7 protein-coding genes are annotated in these 18419 nt (G+C 73.2%); all 7 read right to left on the bottom strand.

Features of this window, described 5'->3' with window-relative positions:
- Positions 1–285: 285 nt before the first annotated feature.
- On the bottom strand, positions 286–13572 hold the full coding sequence (locus ACFO3J_RS23330) for a hypothetical protein (protein ID WP_386432419.1): 13287 nt from the start codon (positions 13570–13572) through the stop codon (positions 286–288).
- A 4-nt stretch (positions 13573–13576) separates the two neighbouring features.
- Positions 13577–13924: a hypothetical protein gene (locus tag ACFO3J_RS23325; protein WP_386432416.1), complete on the bottom strand. Its 348-nt coding sequence runs from the start codon at positions 13922–13924 to the stop codon at positions 13577–13579.
- A 69-nt stretch (positions 13925–13993) separates the two neighbouring features.
- Complete coding sequence (locus ACFO3J_RS23320) at positions 13994–14458, bottom strand: YbaB/EbfC family nucleoid-associated protein (protein ID WP_386432413.1); 465 nt, start codon at positions 14456–14458, stop codon at positions 13994–13996.
- 5 nt (positions 14459–14463) lie between these two features.
- Positions 14464–17082, bottom strand: coding sequence for an AAWKG family protein (locus tag ACFO3J_RS23315; protein ID WP_386432410.1), 2619 nt, complete (start codon positions 17080–17082; stop codon positions 14464–14466).
- 45 nt (positions 17083–17127) lie between these two features.
- Complete coding sequence (locus ACFO3J_RS23310; RefSeq protein WP_386432407.1) at positions 17128–17577, bottom strand: type VII secretion system-associated protein; 450 nt, start codon at positions 17575–17577, stop codon at positions 17128–17130.
- Between the two features lie 35 nt (positions 17578–17612).
- Positions 17613–17936: a WXG100 family type VII secretion target gene (locus tag ACFO3J_RS23305; protein ID WP_386432404.1), complete on the bottom strand. Its 324-nt coding sequence runs from the start codon at positions 17934–17936 to the stop codon at positions 17613–17615.
- 100 nt (positions 17937–18036) lie between these two features.
- Complete coding sequence (locus ACFO3J_RS23300; RefSeq protein ID WP_386432401.1) at positions 18037–18375, bottom strand: hypothetical protein; 339 nt, start codon at positions 18373–18375, stop codon at positions 18037–18039.
- Positions 18376–18419 lie beyond the last annotated feature (44 nt).

The raw sequence follows: 18419 nt of genomic DNA, 5'->3' as shown, positions 1-18419 counted from the left end.
CAGCGGCACCGGCCAACCCGGTGGGCTCAGCGGCACCGCCGAACTCAGCAGCTCCGGCCGATCCGGCCCACCCGGCGGGCTCAGCGGGCTCAGCCAGCGCGGCGGACCCCGACCCGGTCGGCTCGGCCGACCCTGCGGGCTCGGCAGCTCCGGCGGCTTCAGCCGGCCTGACCGGCGCAGCGAAACCGACCGACCCGACCGACCCGGCGGGTCCCGCCGGCCCGGTGGGCTCAGCGGGTCCCGACCCGGTCGACTCGGTTCGGGGGCGGGCCCCCGGCGGGATCATCACAGCGCGGCCTTCCGCAAATAGGCGAGGATCTTGGTCAGGTCGTCGGCGGTGAAGCCCTTGTCGAGCTTGCGGAGATCCGCCGGTTTGGGCTCCGTCCGTCCCCGGCCGAACAGCCACGGCGGTCGTTCGTGACCCTTGGCGGTGTTGGCGCGGCCGGCTTTCTCGGTGGCCTCGTCCCTTTCCGTTCCTGATTTCTCCAAGGACTTGTCCGGTGACTTGGGGAAATCGCGCAGGAACTTGCCCGAGCGGGTCGGCGGGGAGTCGACCACGAGCCGTTCGTAGCCGGGCGCCAGGCCGCCCAGCCGGGTGTGATCCGTGTTGTTGTGGCGGTGCCACTTCTCCATCCGCTGCGCTCCCACGCTGCCGGGCTCCTCCATGTAGCGGACGGTGTGGCCGGCCATCGCCAGGGCCTCCAGGTTGCCGCTGCGGAAGCCCAGGTGGCGCAGGTCGCCGGAAGCGGCGTGCAGGTACTCGTACAAGCGCAGTTGGCCGATCCGGGTGTCGCCGCCCCAGGTCGCGATGCCCTGCGGGTCGTCGTTCCAGAAGTCGGTGAGATCATGCACGTCGAGCCCCTGCCCGGACAACTCCCGCACCATCTCCGGGTACTTGGCGGCGTGCGCGGGGTCGGCGTGCCGGTCGCCGGCGATCAGCACCAGCGGCCGGGCGGCCGGGTCGTCGCCCGCTGAACCGCCGTCCGCGCCCGCCTGGTTGAGCGCTTCGAGGATCTGCCGTACGCCGTGGTAGCTGGTGTCGTGCTCGACATGCACGTCCCCGCGCTTGCCGCTGAAGCGGGACCACACCACGATGGTCCGCCGCCCCTTGGTCACGGTCACCCCGCGCGCGGCCAGCCAGTCCTGTACGCGCTGGTGGTCCTCCGGGCCGAAGTGGGCGCCGTCCAGTCCCCAGCCGGACCGCACCAGCCCGCGCACCTCGGGCGAGAACCGCTCGGCGACCCAAGTCGTGCCGGAGCCGACCGGGATGAGCAGCCTGGTCTCGATCTGCTTGTCGTTGAGCCCGGCGGCCTCGGCCGTCAGCAGCTCCTTGGTCTTGGTGAGGGCCGCCGCCTTCATCGCGGTGTTGTCCAGCGACGGCGCCTGGACGACATGGACCCGGCCCGAAGGGACCCCGCTCTCGCGGTAGAAACGGGCCATGCCGTCGCTCTTGTCCCGTGTGTCGCTGCCGGAGCCGCCCACCAGCACGACGTGGAGCGCGGGGTCGCCGAGCAGCGCGGCGGCGATGCCGAACTGGTCGCCGGTGGCGTAGCCGGGCTGCCACAGGACGCGCGGCTTGCCGTGCCCGGAGGTGTTCGCCGCGGGCTGGCCCTGCTCCTTGTGGCCGCCCTTCTGCTTCGTGTCCTTCTGCTCCTTCTGCCTCGTGCCCTGCTGGTCGCCGCCCTGCTTCTTGTTCTTCTGCTTCTTGGCCTTCGGGTCCTCCGCCAGCTTGGCGAACAGCGCGGCGCGGTCGGCGGCGGGCAGCTTCAACTCCCCTATTTCCACGGTCGCCTTGGGGTTCAGCTGCCAGGTCGCCCCCGCGCCCGCCTCGTACGCCATCCCCTCCACGTCCGCCAGCCGCACCTTCCGTTTCAGGAACGCCGGGTCGTCCTCGGGGGCGGCGGGCGGGCGGCCGGGGCGGGTCTGTCGGGCCGCCAGGTAGTCGCCGCCGCGGCGGAAGACCACCACGTCGGCGCTGGCCGGCCCGGTGACCGGCCGGTGGGTGCGGAAGGTGCCGTCCTCGCCGACGACGGTGACCGAGATACGGCGGCGGTCGGCGGTGAGCGCCACCGCGGCGGCCTCGGCGGCGCCGTCCCAGAGCCGGGCGGTACGCAACTGGGCGCGGATCAGGGCGCGTTCCTGACGGTCGGTGAGCGCGAGGCCGGGCGGCAGCAGGCCGCCGCTGTCCTGGAAGTGGTCGGCGTCCGCGCCCTTCAGCGTGACGCCGGCCTGCTTGACCTCTTCCACGGTGAAAGGGGCGGTCCGGTTCAACCGGGCGCCTTCGGGCGGCGCGTATCCGCTCACGAGGCGATCCGGGTCGGCGTCGGCGCCGAGAACCGCCCCCCAGAAGCCGTTGCCGTCGCCGGCCGGCTCGACCAGCTCGTACTCCGCGCCGTCCGGGCCGGTCAGCCGCGCCGGGTCGGGCCCGCGCCCGAAGTGGTCGGCGTCCGGCTCGGCGGCGCCTTCCTCCCAGGGCGCTGTGCGGTACGCGGGGCGGGCGCCGGCGGGTGCGGGTTTCGCGGCGGCTTCGGCGGCGGCGGGCGGGGGCAGCTTGCGGTCGTCCGGCAGGTCGGGGTCGCCCTTGGGCACCGCCAATACGTAGTGCCGGTCCTTGACGTGCAGCACCAGGTGCGGACGCGACGCCTCGTCGTCGGCCGGGGCGGCGGGCCCGGCGCCGTCACCGAGCGGATCGGGCCCGAAGACCTGGAACGAGCCGTCCGCGCGGACCACGCTGACCGTGACCCCGTACGTCCTGGCCGCCAGCGCCGGGAGCAGGTCGGCGGCGCCGTGGTCCCAGCCGCCGCGACCGTCGGTGCCGCCGGGCCGCCGGATCTGGAGCGCCGCCAGCTCGCCGCGTTCGCCGTCGCCGAGGACCTGGTGCAGCGGCATATGGCCGCCGGAGCCGACGAACTCCCGCAGCTCCGGCGACCCTTCAAGAAGCGGCACGCCGGCCGCGACGGCCTCCAGGGCGCTGAAGGTGTCCGTGGTGTCGGGTGCGGTGAAGGGGATCAGGTCGGCGTTCTCGGCGGAGTCCAGGGCGGTCGCGAGCCGCCCGCGCAGCCCGGTGACGAGGGCGGCCCGTGAGGTCGTGTCGAGGTCGTCGGGCAGGCCGTCCGGGGTGCGGGCCAGCCCCTCGGCGAGCGCGTGGAAGAAGCCGTCGCCGTCGGCGGGCGCGGCCAGCAGCTCGTACTCGGTGCCGTCCGGGCCGGTCAGGGTGCCGGCGCCGCCCGCGTATGTGTCCCGTTGAGGGGCCGGCTTCTTCGCCGCGGGCTTGAAGTCGACCGCGGGCGGCTCCGGCACCGCGTCCCGGCCGTGCGGCCCGGGCGGCAGCCGGTGCCAGCGAGTCAGCCGGTCGGCGCCGGCCCGCACCGCGTGGAAGGTGGCCGCGGCGGCCTCCGCGGTCGCGAGCAGCGCCGGGAGCGACTCGACGGCGAGGCGGTGGGCCTGCTCGGCGGCTTCCCGGTCGGCCTGGGCGCGGGCGACGGGCGCGGGGATCTCCGGCGGATCGGAGGCGTCGCCGTCGGCGCGGCCCGGCGCCGCGCCCGCGCCGTCGAGCCCGGCGGCCTTCCTGGCCTCCGTCAGCGCGCCCTCGCTCGCGGCGAGCCGGGCGCGCAGCTCCGGCACCGCGCGCCGCTTCTTCCAGTACGCCTTGTCCGCCTCGACCCATGCCTTGCTCGCGGCGACGCTGTGCTTCCAGGCGTCGGCGACCCTCGGCGGGAAGCCGTCGTCCGTGATGAGGCCGAGCTGCCGGGCCACGTCCTCGCGCACCCAGGCGAGGACCTGGGTACGGGTCTCGACCGCCTGCGGGCCGGGCTTGACGTAGCCGAACGGCCCGAGGGCGCGGCCGAGCCAGGAGCCCACCGCGCTGTCCTTGAAGGACCGTTCGATCTCGGCGACGCCCAGCCAGTCGGTGGGGATCGCGAAGAGGAAGGACCGGCCGGTCTTGGGCTTGATGTCGAGCTGGGAGCCGTCGGCGCCGGCGTACTTCACCGCGTTGGTGTCGGTGGCGTTGGCCAGGGTGCTCTGGCCGCCGGGCAGCGCGTAGCCGGCGTCGGGGGAGTAGATGACCGGCTGGGCGCCGAGGCCCGAGTCCTGGCCGCCGCTGCGGCCGGCGGTGACATCGCTGCTGTCGGTGGTGCGCTCCGCGCTCTCCATCGAGCTGTCGGGCGCGACCGTGAGCAGCGTCGCGCCCGCGAAGTCCGGGCGGGAGTAGAGCCGCAGCTCGCCGTAGGCGCCGCCGGCGAAGCTGTCCTCGGTGAGGCCGGCCACCTCGTAGCCGTCCGTACCGCTGCTGTCGGCGAAGAACGCGGCCAGCGAGGCGTCGGAGGTGCCGTCGCGCAGGGCGAGCGCGGCGGCGGTGCCGGGCCGGGTGAGGCCGGTGTCGCGGGCGTGGGCGAGGGCGTCGTCCAGCGGCGAGGCGCCGGCGGCGCCGTCGGGCGCGGCGGCGGTACGGGGCCGGGTGGATCCGGGGCCGCCGGTCGCGGCCGGCGGCCGGCCGGTGAGGGAGCGGTCCCGGTCGGGGACCGGGAGGCGGGAGTGGCCGTACGACGTGGCCACGGCCAGGTCGGTCGCCTCGTGGATGTGCGTCAGTCCGGCGATCCTGCGGACCTGGAAGCCGTTGACCGGCGCGGTGAAGGCGCCGCCCTTGGCGGTGCGCCAGGCGGCGATCGCCCGCTCGTCGACCCTGCGGCGGTCCCAGAGGGTGACCCGGCGGGGTCCGGGGTCCACCACGGGGTCGCCGAGCGGGTCGGCGGCGGGCGCCGGGGCGGGGGCGGTGCCGTCGGTGGCCGTCGTGGCAGGCGCGGCCGGAGCGGGCGGGGCGGGCGGCGGGAGTTCCGGGGTGACCAGGCTCAGCGGCACCTGCTCGCGCAGCGTGCCCACCACGCCCTCCTCCCGCAGCGGCTCGTCGTCCCCCACGGTCAGCGTCAGCCGCAGCCGGTAGTCGGTGAGGAATTCGGCGTGCGGCTCGTTGGGGTAGAAGATGTGGGACTTCAGACGGGCGCTGCCCCGGGTGGTGGCGGTCTGCCGGGTACTGCTGCCGGACTCGCCGTAGACCGGTCCGGCGCCGCGGACCACCTCCTGGCCGGTGCGCACCATCTCGTTGACACCGACGCCGACCGCCTGGGTCACTGCGGTGCTGACACCCTCGTCGCGGACCTCGTTCGCGGCCCGGTTGTCCTTGAACACCACACTGTGGTCCAGGCCGTCGAACACCGTCCCGGTCTCGATGAGTTCGATCCTCAGCGCGCCCGTACGGCCCCCGATCCGCACGCTGCGGCGGCCGATGCCGCCGAGCCGGGTCCGGCCGGCGGCGCCGGTCGAGGTCATCTGGCCGCGCAGCGCCTTCAGCACCCGCGGGGTGACCATCGCCTGCACCCGCTCCCGGCCGGCCTCGTCCACGCCCTGTTCGCGCAGCCGCGCGTCGAATCGCGCCAGTACGGCGGTGGCGTCAAGGGTGTTGACCGGATACGCGCCGAACGGGTTCTCCCGCAGCCAGCGCGGCCGGCTCCAGCCGTGCGCGGTGTAGCGGGGGACCTCGCCCAGGCCGTCCTTGAGCAGGTCCAGCCGGTGCACGGCCTTCTCCGGCAGATGGCCGAGCCAGTCGGCGGCGAAGCGGATGCGCCGGCCGGCCCAGCTGGCACGGTTCCAGGTGAACACCGAGGCCAGCGGCGCCAGCAGGCCCTCGGACCGCACCGAGCCGAGCACGTCGTGCTCGGTGTCGCCGACGATCAGCATCTTGTAGCCCTCGTCGACCCGGTTGATCTCATTGGTGACGGTCCGGGTCACGTTCTGGGACGTGGCCCGCGCCCGCCCCCAGCGGCCGAGCAGTCCGTAGGAGCCGGCCAGCGACGGCCCGACCGGATGCGAGTGGCCGTAGCTGGCGCCGCCCTGCAACGTGAAGGTCTGGGTGGTGGTGACGGTGCCGGACGCCTGGGTGTCGGACCCGAGGGGCTGCTCGGTCTCGATCTTGACCGCCGGGGAGGCCACCCGCGGGTCGCGGACGCGCATCCGGTGGACCAGGGCGCCGAGCCGGTTGCGGTAGGGGCCCTTGCCGAAGAGCCCGGCGATCCGGGTACCGGCCGGTCCCGACGCCTGGTCGAAGTCGGCGGTCAGATACGGCGGTTCCAGGGGACGCAGCATCGCGTCGTGGGCCGGGGCGCCGCTCTGCGCGAAGTGCCAGGAGGAACCGGAGGCGTCGGCCATCACCTCTTCGGCGATCTCCCGCAGCTCCGGGTGGCCGCCGACACTGAGGGTGGCCACCGGCTGGTCGCCGAAGACGTCGGGCGGATGGTCCTCGTTCGCCCCGCCGGTCTTGCCCCGGGCCAGCGCCCGGACCCACCCGGCGTCGAGCCGGGTGCGCGGCGGGACGGGGCGGGGGTGCGGCGCCGGGCTGTCCGGGGTGTGCTCGTCGGGCACCGCCAGCACCACCCGGCCGGTCACCGGGGTCCCGGCGGACCCCCCGATCAGATCGGCGGCCGGCTCGGGCCGGACGAAGAGACCGGTCCCGAGCAGGCCGAGCGTGGCCAGTCCCCGCCACAGGTTCCGGGGCCGCGAGTAGCCGCCCAGCTGCGCGGTCAACTCCAGCTTGTAGCTGTGCAGATGGGACGGCGCGGCGCTGATGGTCAGCGGCTCGAACGAGGCGGTGGAGCCGTAACCGGTACGCCGCGCCCGCTGCCGGCCCCAGCGCGGACCCGCCTGGACGGTGCCGAGGTGCAGCGGCGCCTGGGCGGCGTCGCGGTGGCTGTCGCGGACGGACACGCTCACGTCGAAACCGGCGTCGTAGCCGCGCACCACGTTCTGGCTGCCGTCCAGCCGGTCGGTGCCGGGCGCGCCCGAGCGCAGGATGAGGTCGTTCTGCGTGCCCTCGTAGCGCCGCTCGGTCAGGCGCGCGTCGACCCAGATCCAGCGGTGCGCGCGCCGGAGGAGGCCCGGCCCGGTGAGGTTGATGCGCAGCCCGGTGGTCATCGTCCCTTCGAGGTTTCCCGCCATGCTGTGGTGGGCCAGGGTGTTGACGATGTTGAGCACGTTCTGCAGCGCGATCCTGCGCAGTTCGGGGTCGCGCCAGCGCGGGTTGTTCGCGTCGCCGAGCTCCTCCAGCGGCGCGATCATGTCGGGGTGGCGGGCCGCCGCGGCGCGGATCACCTGGTCGGTGAACTCGTCGAGCAGCGTGCGGGGTTCACCGCCTTTCGGGCCGCCGCCGGAGGCCGCCGTCTTGACCCGGGACCCGTCCTCGTAGGTGAACGCCTCGGGGCGGGCCATCCCGAGGACCGCGGGGCGGTCGGGGGTCAGATAATCCGGGGCGTTGGGCGGCACGCCCTGCTTGCGCAGCGCCGTGCCGTCGTCCCAGCCCGCGTGGCGGCGTGCCTCGGTCCGGGTCATCCGGTCCAGGCTCCAGGTGTCGAACTCCCGGGCCTCGGCGTCCCCGGTCATCCGCACCCAGACCTTCTTGCGGACCAGATACAGGTCGGTCGGCACCTTCTTGGCCCGGCCGACGATCTTCCGGCCGCCCGCGCCGCCGAGCACCGTGCCGTGCGCGACGCTGTGCAGATAGCGGCCCGACACACCGATCAGACCGCGCAGGGTGATCGGGAAGTTCGGGCCGAACATCTCGAAGCTCGGCCCGGCGGAGGCGCTGATCTCCTGGCTGTAGGTGGTGGTCAGGGTGCGCTCGCCGCGGACCGTCTGCTGGAGGGTGTTGCGCATCTCCGCCGCGGTGGTCTCGGTCAGCAGCACGGCCGCGCCGGGCTCCACCCGCTCCACCACGAAGGCGCCGAGCGGGGTCCGGCCGGCGTCCTCCTTCAGCAGCTGCCGGGTCGGCACCTTGCCGCGGTGCAGCCGCTCCGCCATCCGCCCGAAGCTCTCGGAGGTGAAGAAGCCGGAGATCTCGGCGTGGGCGGTACTCCCGGGCTCCGCCCCGGCCCGCTTCAGCGCCCACGCCCGGATGCCGGCCACCGGGCCGTACCCCTCGGTGTGCACCAGCCGGTAGTCGGTCTGCGGCCCCATCGACAGGCGCTCGGGCGCCCGGCCGGGGGTGCCCGGCTTGGTCTCGCTGTCCGCGAGCCGCGCGGTCAGGCCATTGCGCACGGCGAAGGCGAAGTGGGACTCGCCGTCGGTGAACGGCCGGTGCAGCTGCCCGGCGGGCCTCCTGCCGGGCAGCCCCTCCATCCACACGTCGTACTGCACGTCGTCAAGGTGCAGATGGGAGCCGTCGCCCATCCGCGTCTCGACCTGCGTCTGGGTCTGGTTCTGCAGGTTGTACTCATAGGTGCGCGTCCGGCCGGCCGCGCCACCCACCCTGCCGTAGCCGGCCACGCCCGAGGGCGGTCCGATCGGTACGTTGACGCCCGCCTGGCGCGACTGGCCGGCCGTCATCGAGGACCCGGCGGTGGTCTGACTGCGGTGCCCCGCCTCGACCTTGACCGGGTGCACGCTGTCGTCGGTGAAGCGCTGCCAGCGTCCGTGCGGCCGGGTCCGCACCCGCAGCACCCGGATGTTGCCGGCGGTGTCGGTGAAGGGCGGTGAGGAGTAGCCGTCGCCGTGGAAGGACTCGGGCCGGGTGCGCAGCGCGCGGGACAGGTGCTGCTGGATCTCCGTCGGCGCCGATGTCCGGTCGGCGACCTCCCGGACCACCAACGCCCGGCCGCGCAACGTCACTTCGCTGTGTCCGTAGCTGAAACCGTCCAGGGTGCCGGTGTCGTCGCCGGTCAGGTAGGAGGGCAGCCGGCTGCCGTCGTTGAAGACCACGGAGGCGCCGGCGGCGGGCGGCGGGCGCAGCGAGCGGTCCATCCGCGGCGGGCGGTGGATGTCGAGTTCGTCCTCGACGCGGGTGGGGAGGTCGGCGAAGTGGACGCGTTTGGCGGGCTTTTCGGCGGGCTTGGGCGGGGTGTCCTTGGGTGAGGTGTCTTTCGGTGGGGTGTCCTTCGGCGGGGTGTTCTTCGGCGGGGTGTTCTTCGCCGCCCCGTCCTTGGAGCCTTCGCCCTTCTCACCCTTCGCGCCCTTCGCGGGACCCTCTTTCGAGCCGTCCTTGGAGCCGTCCTTCGACGGCTCACCCCCTGCCTTCACCCGGGAGGCCGGGTCGGTCAGCCAGGTCAGCGTGGCGGGGGAAATGCCGCTCAGGGACGCCACATACCCCTCGCTGGAGTTCGGCGAGAGCCTGCGGACGAGGTCGACGAGTCGCCGGCCGCGCGGGTCGGCGGGCGGCGTCGCAAGGTCGGGCGCGTTCGGGGTGGGAGTGACCGCGGTGGCGCGGGTGACGACATCCACCGCCGAATAGTGGTCGCGGCCGTTGTAGTGCACGTAAAGGGTGTCCCGCGCGCCCTCGTTGAGTGCGTAGTCCGCGCCGCGGAGCTGGTCGACGACCGTGATGTTCACTCCGAGGTGCAGGGCCAGCGCGTCCGGGACACGGTCGTAGAAGGGGGTGACCCAATAGGAGCTGTCCCGCAGCGCGTTGGTCACCATCTCGCCCACGCGCCGGCCCCGCACCGCCGACAGCTCGGGCCCTCGGCCGACGCCGGGCCGGGCCCAGCGCGGGTACGCCGTCTCCAGCAACCGCCGCCACAGTTCGTCGGCGTCCCGGCCTGGCCGGTTCAGCTCGTCGACGAGGCGGGTCCGCTGCTGGGCGGCGAGGTTCTGCTGCCGCCGCCGCAGGAAGGCGCTCATGACGGCCGGGTAGTCGACATCGGCCCGGGCGGCGGCGATGAGTTCGGGGAACAGCTCACGGACGACGGACACCGGCAGGTCGGCGACGGCCGCCCGGTCCCGCGCCGGGAGGGGCTGGCGCAACAGGCGCCTGCGCAAGGCGGTGTTGACCAGCGTCTCCACGACGGCGGCCTGGTCCGCCTCGCTGAGCTCCGGCAACTCCTCGGCGCCGAAGAGGGTGGTGAGCTGGTCTCCGCCGAGATCCTCGGCCAGGACTTCCAGGGCGAAGGGCTCGTGCTCGTCGGGGTGCTGATCCCGGTGGGCCGCGAACGCGGTGGCCGCCGCGTTCCGCAGCTCGCTGATCGTGGACGTCCGCACGGGTGAGCCCGGCAGTTGGCGGCGCGCCCCCGCGATCACGGCGGTGAACAGGCAGTCGCCGTCGCCCGCGACGTTGAGCACGTCCAGCCGCTGCCCGCCGGGCCGGTTCAGCGTGGCGACGACCGGCCGCTCCTTGGCCGCGACCTCCGAGTCCCGGTGTTCGCGCAGGCCGTCCGACGTGGTGCCGCCGTCTTCCTCCGGTGGGGCGGGTGCCGGGGTGGGGGTCGCCCCGGCGGTGCCGGGCGGGCCGGACCCGGCCGGTGGTGTGACGGTGAGCCGGTCCAGCGCGGCCCCCGGATCGCCGGTACGGGCGGTGTCCGCCGCGTGCAGGACCGCGTCGAAGTGCGCGGGGCCGGGGGTGGCGGTGCCGGGCGCGCCGAGCAGGTCCCGGGTCATCCGGCGCAGCAGCTCGGCGGTCATCCGGCCGTCCGCGTAACGGGGTCGGCCGCCCTCGGTGCCGTTCCAGCGCAGGGCGTCCAGCGCCGCCAGGCCCCGCAGCCGCGCCGTGTGCTCCGGCGCGGCCTCGGCACCGGTCCCGTAGGTGTCGCGCAGGGTCCGTACCAGCTGGAGCGTCCGGTTGGCCGTCCAGGGGTCGGCGGAGCCGTCGCTCTCGTGCAGTCCGGCGGTCCTGGCCAGCGCGTCCAGTGCGGCGCCGGCCGGCTCCGGGGTGAACGTCCGCCAGGCACCGGGCTTTCCGTCGCCGTCCGGGTAGAGGACCGGCCGCATCCGGCCGGTGCTGTCCAGGGCGGTGCCGGCGTCGGTGGTCGGCGCGTAGACGGTCCGGCCGCTGAGGTTGGCCACGTGCTGGGCGACGGGCAGCCCGCCGTGGACCGGACTGCCGCCGGTGGAGCAGGAGTAGAGCACGACGGGCCGGTCCGGCTGGCCCAGCGCGGCCTCGCGCGCCAGATACCGGGCCAGTTCCCTGCCGCTGACCTCGGCGGTCGTCCCGTCCCGCAGCGCCAGGGTCACCCGGGTCGCCGACCCGTGGCCGGCGAAGTACGTCACGGCCCGGCCCCGCCATGGCACGTCGCGCGGCCCGCCGGCCAGCGCGTTCCGGTCGGCGCGGTGGTCGGAGTACGTCGTCCCGGCCGTCACCGCGCCGAACCGGCCCTGCCGCACCGCCCAGTCGGCGTCCCGGTACGAGCCCCGCCCGGCCTCCTGGCTTCCGTCCTCGGTCCGCAGCGGCTGCCGCGCGACCAGGTCGTCCGGGACGGTGGTCCCGGTGAGCGTCCGCAGGGAGTTCTCCCGGCCGACGGCAGCGTCGACGGAACGGTCGACGGGACGGGTGACCAACCGGGTGGGCGGCGGGGCGGCGGGCAGCGGCGAGGAACTCGTCGTCGACGCGGGGCCGTTGCTCAACAGGCTCGCCGTCGCCAGCGGGAGAGCGGGTTCAGCCGCCAACTCCCGCCTGGGGAGGGGCTCGACGGCGGCAGCGGCATCGCCGGTCCCGGGACCTTCGGCCGGTCTAGCGTCCGCGTCCGGGTCCGGCTCCGTCACCCCGGTCGAGGAGACCGTACGCAGCGGCCCGGGCGCCGGGGACGCAAGGGGCTCCTCCGGCGGCGCTGTTGCCGTCGTGGCCGCGGTCGGCTCCCGCTCGCCGCCGGTGGTCGGCAGCGGGGCCGGGAGGTCGGGGCCGGGGGCCCGGAGGGTCTGGTCGGGGCCGGTTTCGCGGGTCGGGCCGTCGCTCGTGGCCCGGGGGAGGGGACGCGGTCCGCCGGGCGCCGGCGGCTCCGGCCGCGCGTCGAGCCGGGGGGCCGGGCCCGGTCCCGGCGGCCGGGGCGCGTCAAGAGGGTGCGGCGCGCTCGGTGGGACCAGCCCGCCGTCGGCGCCGCCGTTCGTCGCGCCGTCCGTGTCGGTCGGGTGCTGCTCCGTACCGTCGCCGCGGGCCCGGGTGCCGTTGTGCTCGGGCGCCGGCTGCGGAGCGGCGGTGTGCGGGGACGCCGGGCCGGTGGCCGCCGGGTCCGCGCCCTCGGTGGGGACGTCCGAGCTGGCGCGGTCCGGGTCGGTGCGGGTGCGGTCGTGGGTGGTGGCCCGGGTGGTGGCGTGGGTGGTGTCGGTGTCGCCGTTGGTCCCGCCGCGCCCGGTGGCGGGGTGCGTGGCGCCGCCGCCGCTCGTCGTGGGGCGGCCGGTGAGCGGATCCGGGGTGCCCGGTCCGGAACCGGCCCGCGGGTCCTGCGGGTTCGGCTCGTCACTCGCGTCGCCGTTCGCCTCGGAGGAGGACCCGTCGGCGGTCCCGTGCGCGGTGCGGCTTGTGCTCCCGTTCTCACGGCCGACGCCGGCGCCGGCGCCCGCCCGCACACCGCTCCCACCGCCCGTGCCCGTACCCGTACCCGCGCCCGTAACCACCCGCGCACCCGCACCCACACCCGCACCGACACCCAGCCCGGCGCCCGACTCCGTCACGTCGCGGGAGCCGCCGTCGTGCCGGCTCCCCGTGCCGCCGCCTCCCGGGCCGTCCGCGCCGCCGTCCTCCGTGGTGTTCCGCTCGGAGGGCGGCAGGTCGGTGGCGTTCTTGAAGCCGAGCCCCTTGCCGATCCCGTCGCCGAGGTGCTCGGCGCCCTCGTGGAGGTGCGACTCCACCGCACCGCTGAGGCCCGCGCCGAGGAACGTACTCCAGCTCGTCGACCAGTTGCCGGTGAGCAGACCGCTGGTGACGAACTCCCCCATCGCCTCCGCGCCGCCCTCGACCACGAAGTCCCCGCCGTCGTGGGCGGCATCGCGCGTGATGTTCCGGACCGAGAAGCGCGACGGGTTGGTGACGCTGCCGGTGATCTTGCCGCTGACCGTGTCGGTGACCTTGGTGGTGACATCGCGGGTGATGTCCTTGGTGACCGCCGAGTTGAAGAAGTCCTTGCCGAAGAACTTCGCGATGTTCTTGGTGATGTCGGAGAAGGCGCCGTGGAAGAGGGCGGTGACCGCGCCGAAGAGGCCGTCCTGGGCGATCTGGCCCCAGTCGAAGTGGTTGGGGCGGCGTCCGTCGGGGCCGAAGGCGATCATCGCGAGCCGGACGGCGAAGGTCTGGAACGCCTCCTCGAACGCCTCGCTCAGCGTGGGCAGCACATGGGTGCGGCTGAGCAGCGTGTCCAGGATGGTGAGCACCACCACCCGGCTGCGGGCCTTGGCCGTGGCCACCTGCGTCTCGCTGGCGCCGCCGGTGAAGATCGACAGGATGGTGGCGATGGCGAGTTCGATCAGCAGCCGGACGACCTCGGCGATGATCTGCCACTTGGACTCGGTGATCTGCGACGAGGTCTGCACCCTGCCCTGGGCGATGGTGTCGAGCTGGTCGGCGAACTCGCGCAGGTAGTTGGTGCCGCCGTTGTCGACGAACAGCCGCATGGAGCGTACGTAGTTCTGGCCGACCTGCGGCGGCAGGGAGCGGCCGACCGAGACCACGGACGTCTCGATGAGGTCGGTGAGTTCACTGACCCGCCGGCCCAGCCGCTGGTACGGCAGCCTGCTGGCGTACGCCATGTCCTCGTCCGCCTGGATCATCCGTTCGCCGATCAGCACGAACAGCAGGTTGTTGACGGCGGTCGAGGCGTGGATGGCCATCGGATCAGTGCCTTCCGGATGACCCGTTCGAGGACTGGCTGTGGATGGCGTCCAGCACGTTGTTCTGGGTGCCGAGGATGTTGTCGAGGTTCTTCACCGTGCCGGCCGCGACCTCGCTGACCGCGTCGGACAGCGCCTGGCCGGTCTCACCGGACAGCTGGCGCTCCTTCTTCTCCTGCGGGATGGTCTGCTGGGCGAAGCTGTCGTCGGTGCCGGGCCAGTCGCGGGTGAGATTCACCTCCGCCGCGAAGTCGCGGACCATCTCCTGGGCCAGGGTGCTGATCTGGTCGATCTGCCGGACCCCGGCCGCGATCCGGGCGGGTTCGGCGAAGTACGCGTCCGAGTCGGTCATGGGAGCCTCCTGTCGGTGGGGCGTGTCGGTGGGCGCCTGCCTGGGTGGTGCCGCCGGTGCCGGTCGGCGTCAGTCCTCGTGGATCTCGTCGCGCAGCCGCCGGCCGCCGGGCCGCCGGGCGGGCGGCCCCCCGTCGGCGGCGTCCGGGCCGTCCTCGTCCAGCACCCCGGGGCCGAAGATCCGGGTCCAGTCCACGCTGAAGCCGGGGAGCTCCGGCACCGACGGGCTGGCCCGGGTGAGCGGGTCCAGGACGCGCATCACCCGCCGGGCCATCCGCTCCCGTGCCTCGGCGGCGGCTTCCAGCACCGCGGACGCCAACTGGGCGGCGCTCATGGTGCGGTGGCGCTCGTCGAGGAAGCGCAGGCCGGCCAGTTCGCCCTGCGGACCGAGGGTCACCTCCACCGAGCGGTCGCGCGACCGTACGGTGTAGGTGGCGGCGCGCAGTTCCTCCTCGGCGGCGGCCGCCGCGGCCTCGGTGGCCTCCAGCTCGGCCATCGCCTGGGCCAGGCGGGCCGACACGGCCTCGCGGTCCATGGCCATCAGCCGATCACGGCCGGGGCGCCGCCCTCCTCGCTGCCCCAGACATCCTCTTCCTCGGCCACCCAGCTCGCCCGTACGGGCTGCGCCGCGCTCTCGGTGGCCGGCCGCTCGCGGTCGCCCCGGCCCCGGCCCCCGGAGCCGGTGGTGGCGATACCCCGCGGCAGCACCATCTCGGCCTCGTCCTCGGCGGACGCACTGGTGCGGGGACGCCGGCGGGCCCGGGCGGTGCCGTCGCCGTCGGTGAGCACGTTGCGTACCCGCTCGCCGCTGCCGCCTCCCTGGCCGCCGCCGGTCCCTCCTCCGCCCATGCCGCCCATCCCGCCGCCCATCGGGTTGAGCGGTGTGGCCCCACTGGCGGGGCCCGCGGTGGCGGCGGCGCCTTCCAGCAGGGCGCTGGGCGAGCCGAGCGCGCCGTCGGTGCTCAGCGGGTTGTCGTAGGTGTCGAAGGGCGTGATGGCGGCCGGTCCGCCCTCGGTGGCGAGGGTGTTGAGGGCGCCGGGGCCGGCCGAGACGGTGTCGAGCGGGTGCGGGAATCCGGTCGGCAGGTCGGGTACGTGCAGCGTGGTGAGCTGGTGCTGGAGGTTCGACAGGCCGTTGTTCAGGTTCCCCAGATTGCCGAGGTCGCCGAGGTCGTTCAGGCCGGTGAAGGGATCGCTCGCACCGGGGTTGAGCTGCGAGCTGGTCACGGTGCCGTCGGGGTGGGTGGTGGTGGTCGCCCCGGTCACCGGGTTCACCGTGGTGACGGTGCCGTCGGGGAACTTCGTGGTGAGGGTGCCGTCGGCGTTGAGCGTGGTGGTGCTGCCGTCCGGATTGGTCACCGTGTCACCGGGGTTGAGGTTCTTGGTGGTGGTCTTGCCGCCCGGCGAGGTGGTGGTGAACTGGCCGGTCGCCGGGTTGAAGGTGCTGGTGGACCCGTCGGGGTAGGTGGTGGTGAGCGAGCCGTCGGGGTTGAGCGCCGTGACGCTGCCGCCGGGGTTGCTCAGCGGGCCGGTGAGGTCGCCGAGGTTCGGGTTGAGGCCGCTCGGGGTCAGGTCGCCGAGGTTCCCGCCCGGGTCGTTCGGGCCGCCGCCCGGACCGTTGAGATCGCTCAGGTTGTTCAGGTTGCTCAGCGCGCCGAGGTCCGGGTTGAGGTCCGAGGGATCGCCGCCGCCGGGACCGCCGAGCAGGTCGTTGAGGCTGTTCCCGAGGTCGCTGCCCAGGTCGTTGCCGAGATTGTTGAGACTGTTGAGGTTGTTCCCCAGGTTGTCGCCCAGGTTGTTGAGATTGTTGCCGAGGTTGTTCAGATTGTCGTTCAGGCCGTTGTTGAGGTTGTTGAGCGCGTCGTTGAGGTTGTTCTGGTTCTGGTTGGCCTGGTCGTTCTGGACGTCGAGCTCGTCGCTCTGCAGGAACTGCGTCAGCGACTCGGTGTTCTTGGTCTCCAGCGGGCTGTCGAAGTCGTCGGCGATGGTGCCCCAGTGGTTGCCCAGGTCGGAGATCGCGGTCTGTGAGACCAGCTTCAGGGCGTTGTCGAGGTAGGTGTTCCACTGGGTGACGGCGTTCAGCCCGACGGTCTTCCAGGTGGTGCCGATGTCGTTGATGCTGCCGCCGTAGCCGGGAGCGTCGACGGTCTCCTTGAACTGGGCGGTGGTGCTGTAGGAGTCGCCGTCGCCGGTACTGGTGACCATCACGTACGGGATGTTGTTCTGCAGCACCCACGCGGAGAGCTTGTCGAGCTCCTCCAGCAGCGCCCGGTGCGGGTCCTGCTCGCCGTTGGCCGCCCAGGTGGTCCAGCCGCTCTGCAGATTGACGGCCTGGGTGGCGAGCTGGCTCTGCGCCTGCACCACCGAGTCGCCGAGCTTGGACGTCGGGGTGTAGCCGAATCTGCTGGTGTGGGTGGAGGTGAAGTTCAGCCCGCCGAGCTGGGTGACGTAGCTGTCGTAGTTCTTGTGCAGCTGGTCGATCAGGTGCCAGAAGAGCCCGGCCGCCTCGCCGCGCCAGGAGGCCTGTTCGGTGCCGAGCGACTGCTGCCAGCCCTTGAGGGTGTTGGCGTGGTCGGCGAAGAACTTCTTGGCCCGGTCGAAGGCCATCGCGGTGCGGTCGAAGGACTTCAGGTCGACGGCGTCCGCGTCGGCGACACTCGCCCCGCTGTAGGAGACGCCCTGGGTGGTGCCCGAGGAGAGCAGCGTGTCGATGGCCACCTTGGAGCCGCTGATGTACTGCGACATCGGGCCGGAGTCCCACTCGTCGCCGTAGTGGCCGGTGAACGGGCCGCCGGAGGAGAGCTCGCCGCCTCCCAGCAGCCTGGCCCGGCCGTTGCCGTCCACGGGCACCCCGATGAAGACGATCCGGGCGCGGTGCATGGTGAGGCTGGCGTAGTCGTGCCGGCCGTCTCCGCCCGCGGTGTAGAAGACGAGGTCGTAGTCCTCGCCGTCGTGCTTCATCCAGCCGCTGAGCGCGGAGAAGTCGTCCGCGGTGACCGCGCGGACCGCCTCGGTCTGGATGTCCATCCGGAACAGCGGGATGCCCTCCTTGCTCTTCAGCTTGTCGAAGAGCGTCTTGCGGCTGGGCATCGGGTAGCCGGTGAACAGCGAGACCGCTTTGCCGAAGTAGTCGTCTGCGTCGTACGTGTTGGCGGCCATGCAGGTGTCTCCGCGGGTGTGCTGGTGGGCCGGCGACCGGTCGCGTCAGCTCGGCTGGTTGTTGGCTCCTGAGGTGCCCAGGTCGCCGTCGACGTCGGAGAAGATGTCGAGCAGCTTCGCGCCGGCGATGCTGTCCAGGCTGCCGCCCTGGGTGTCGAGCAGGGTGGTGATGGTCGTCCGCAGATCGGTGTCGATGTCGGCGAACAGCGTGCCCTGGTCCTTCAGCACCTTGTCGACGGCTGTCGCGTTGGTCTTGATCTTCCCGATCAGCGTCTGGCCCTTGGTGGTGTCGTCGGCCGCCATCGTGCCGATCGCGAGGATCGGGTTCTGCTGCAAAGTGGTCGGGGTGGTCTCGCCCTCGACGAGACTGCGCAGCGCCCAGGCACCGTTGGGGTCGTCCTGCCGGATCGCCGTCAACTGGGTGATGAAGTCGTGCAGGTCGCCGTCGACGAAGGCCTGCAGCGCCGCCTTGTCGAGGTGGGTCAGATCCGCCATCGCTGCCTCCTGGGATGTCCGTGACCGGCGGGCGGTCAGCGGCCGATGTTGACCTCGGACCACATCTGCGAGAGCTGGTTCTCGCTGTACTGGTACTGGCCGGAGATGTCGGTGAGCAGACCGGCGTGGCTGCTCAGCAGGGTCTCCATGTTCTTGACCGCCTGGTCCCAGGCCGCCTGCTTCTGGCGGTAGGTGTCGGCGTCGTTGCCGTACCAGGTCTTGATCAGTTCGTTGAGCTCGGACTCCAGCGACGACAGCGTGTTGGCGATCGCCTTGGTCTGCTGGACCATGTCGTCGGCGGCGTTGTTCATGTGGTTGTAGTCGACGTAGATGTAACCGTCGCTCAGGTTGTCGGACACGGTGCGCTCCTGGTCTCGTCGGCTGCTGCTGGGCGGGTGTGCTGCTCGGGACGGGTACGCGTACGGGGGCTCTGGCGGTCGCGGTGGCGGTGGCGCCGGGTCAGCCGGAGAGCTGGTCGAAGGCCGACTGGGACGAGTTGTAGGCCTGGTTGATGGCGTCGTTGGACGAGCCCTGCTGCTTGTTGTGCTCGGTCAGGCTGGTGTTGAGCTTGTCGATCACGTCTTCCAGGTTGCGCAGGATGACGTTGGCCTGGCTGTCCCACTGCGTCAGCAGCGCGCCGAACTGGCCGCCGTCGCTGCCCTGGTAGCCCTGGCCGAGGGTGGCCCGGGTGTTGTCGACGTCCTGGCGCGACTTGAGGATGCCGTTGAAGGCCATCTCCAGTGCCTGGATGCCGTTGCGCGTGGACTGCTCACTGGACTGCTGGCCGTTGCCCGCCATGGTTCCCGCCTTTCGTGGGTGAAGCGTGGACGCGGATGGTGCCC

It is taken from the genome of Streptomyces polygonati, assembly GCF_042650325.1.
Lineage (GTDB): Bacteria > Actinomycetota > Actinomycetes > Streptomycetales > Streptomycetaceae > Actinacidiphila > Actinacidiphila polygonati.
The sequence above is the reverse complement of the archived record's forward strand: the minus strand, read 5'-3'. Positions and strand labels throughout refer to the sequence as shown.

Coding starts and splice junctions, on each gene's coding strand:
- ACFO3J_RS23330 (WP_386432419.1), bottom strand. CDS start 13,572: ATGGCCATCCACGCCTCGACCGCCGTCAACAACCTGCTGTTCGTGCTG.
- ACFO3J_RS23325 (WP_386432416.1), bottom strand. CDS start 13,924: ATGACCGACTCGGACGCGTACTTCGCCGAACCCGCCCGGATCGCGGCC.
- ACFO3J_RS23320 (WP_386432413.1), bottom strand. CDS start 14,458: ATGGACCGCGAGGCCGTGTCGGCCCGCCTGGCCCAGGCGATGGCCGAG.
- ACFO3J_RS23315 (WP_386432410.1), bottom strand. CDS start 17,082: ATGGCCGCCAACACGTACGACGCAGACGACTACTTCGGCAAAGCGGTC.
- ACFO3J_RS23310 (WP_386432407.1), bottom strand. CDS start 17,577: ATGGCGGATCTGACCCACCTCGACAAGGCGGCGCTGCAGGCCTTCGTC.
- ACFO3J_RS23300 (WP_386432401.1), bottom strand. CDS start 18,375: ATGGCGGGCAACGGCCAGCAGTCCAGTGAGCAGTCCACGCGCAACGGC.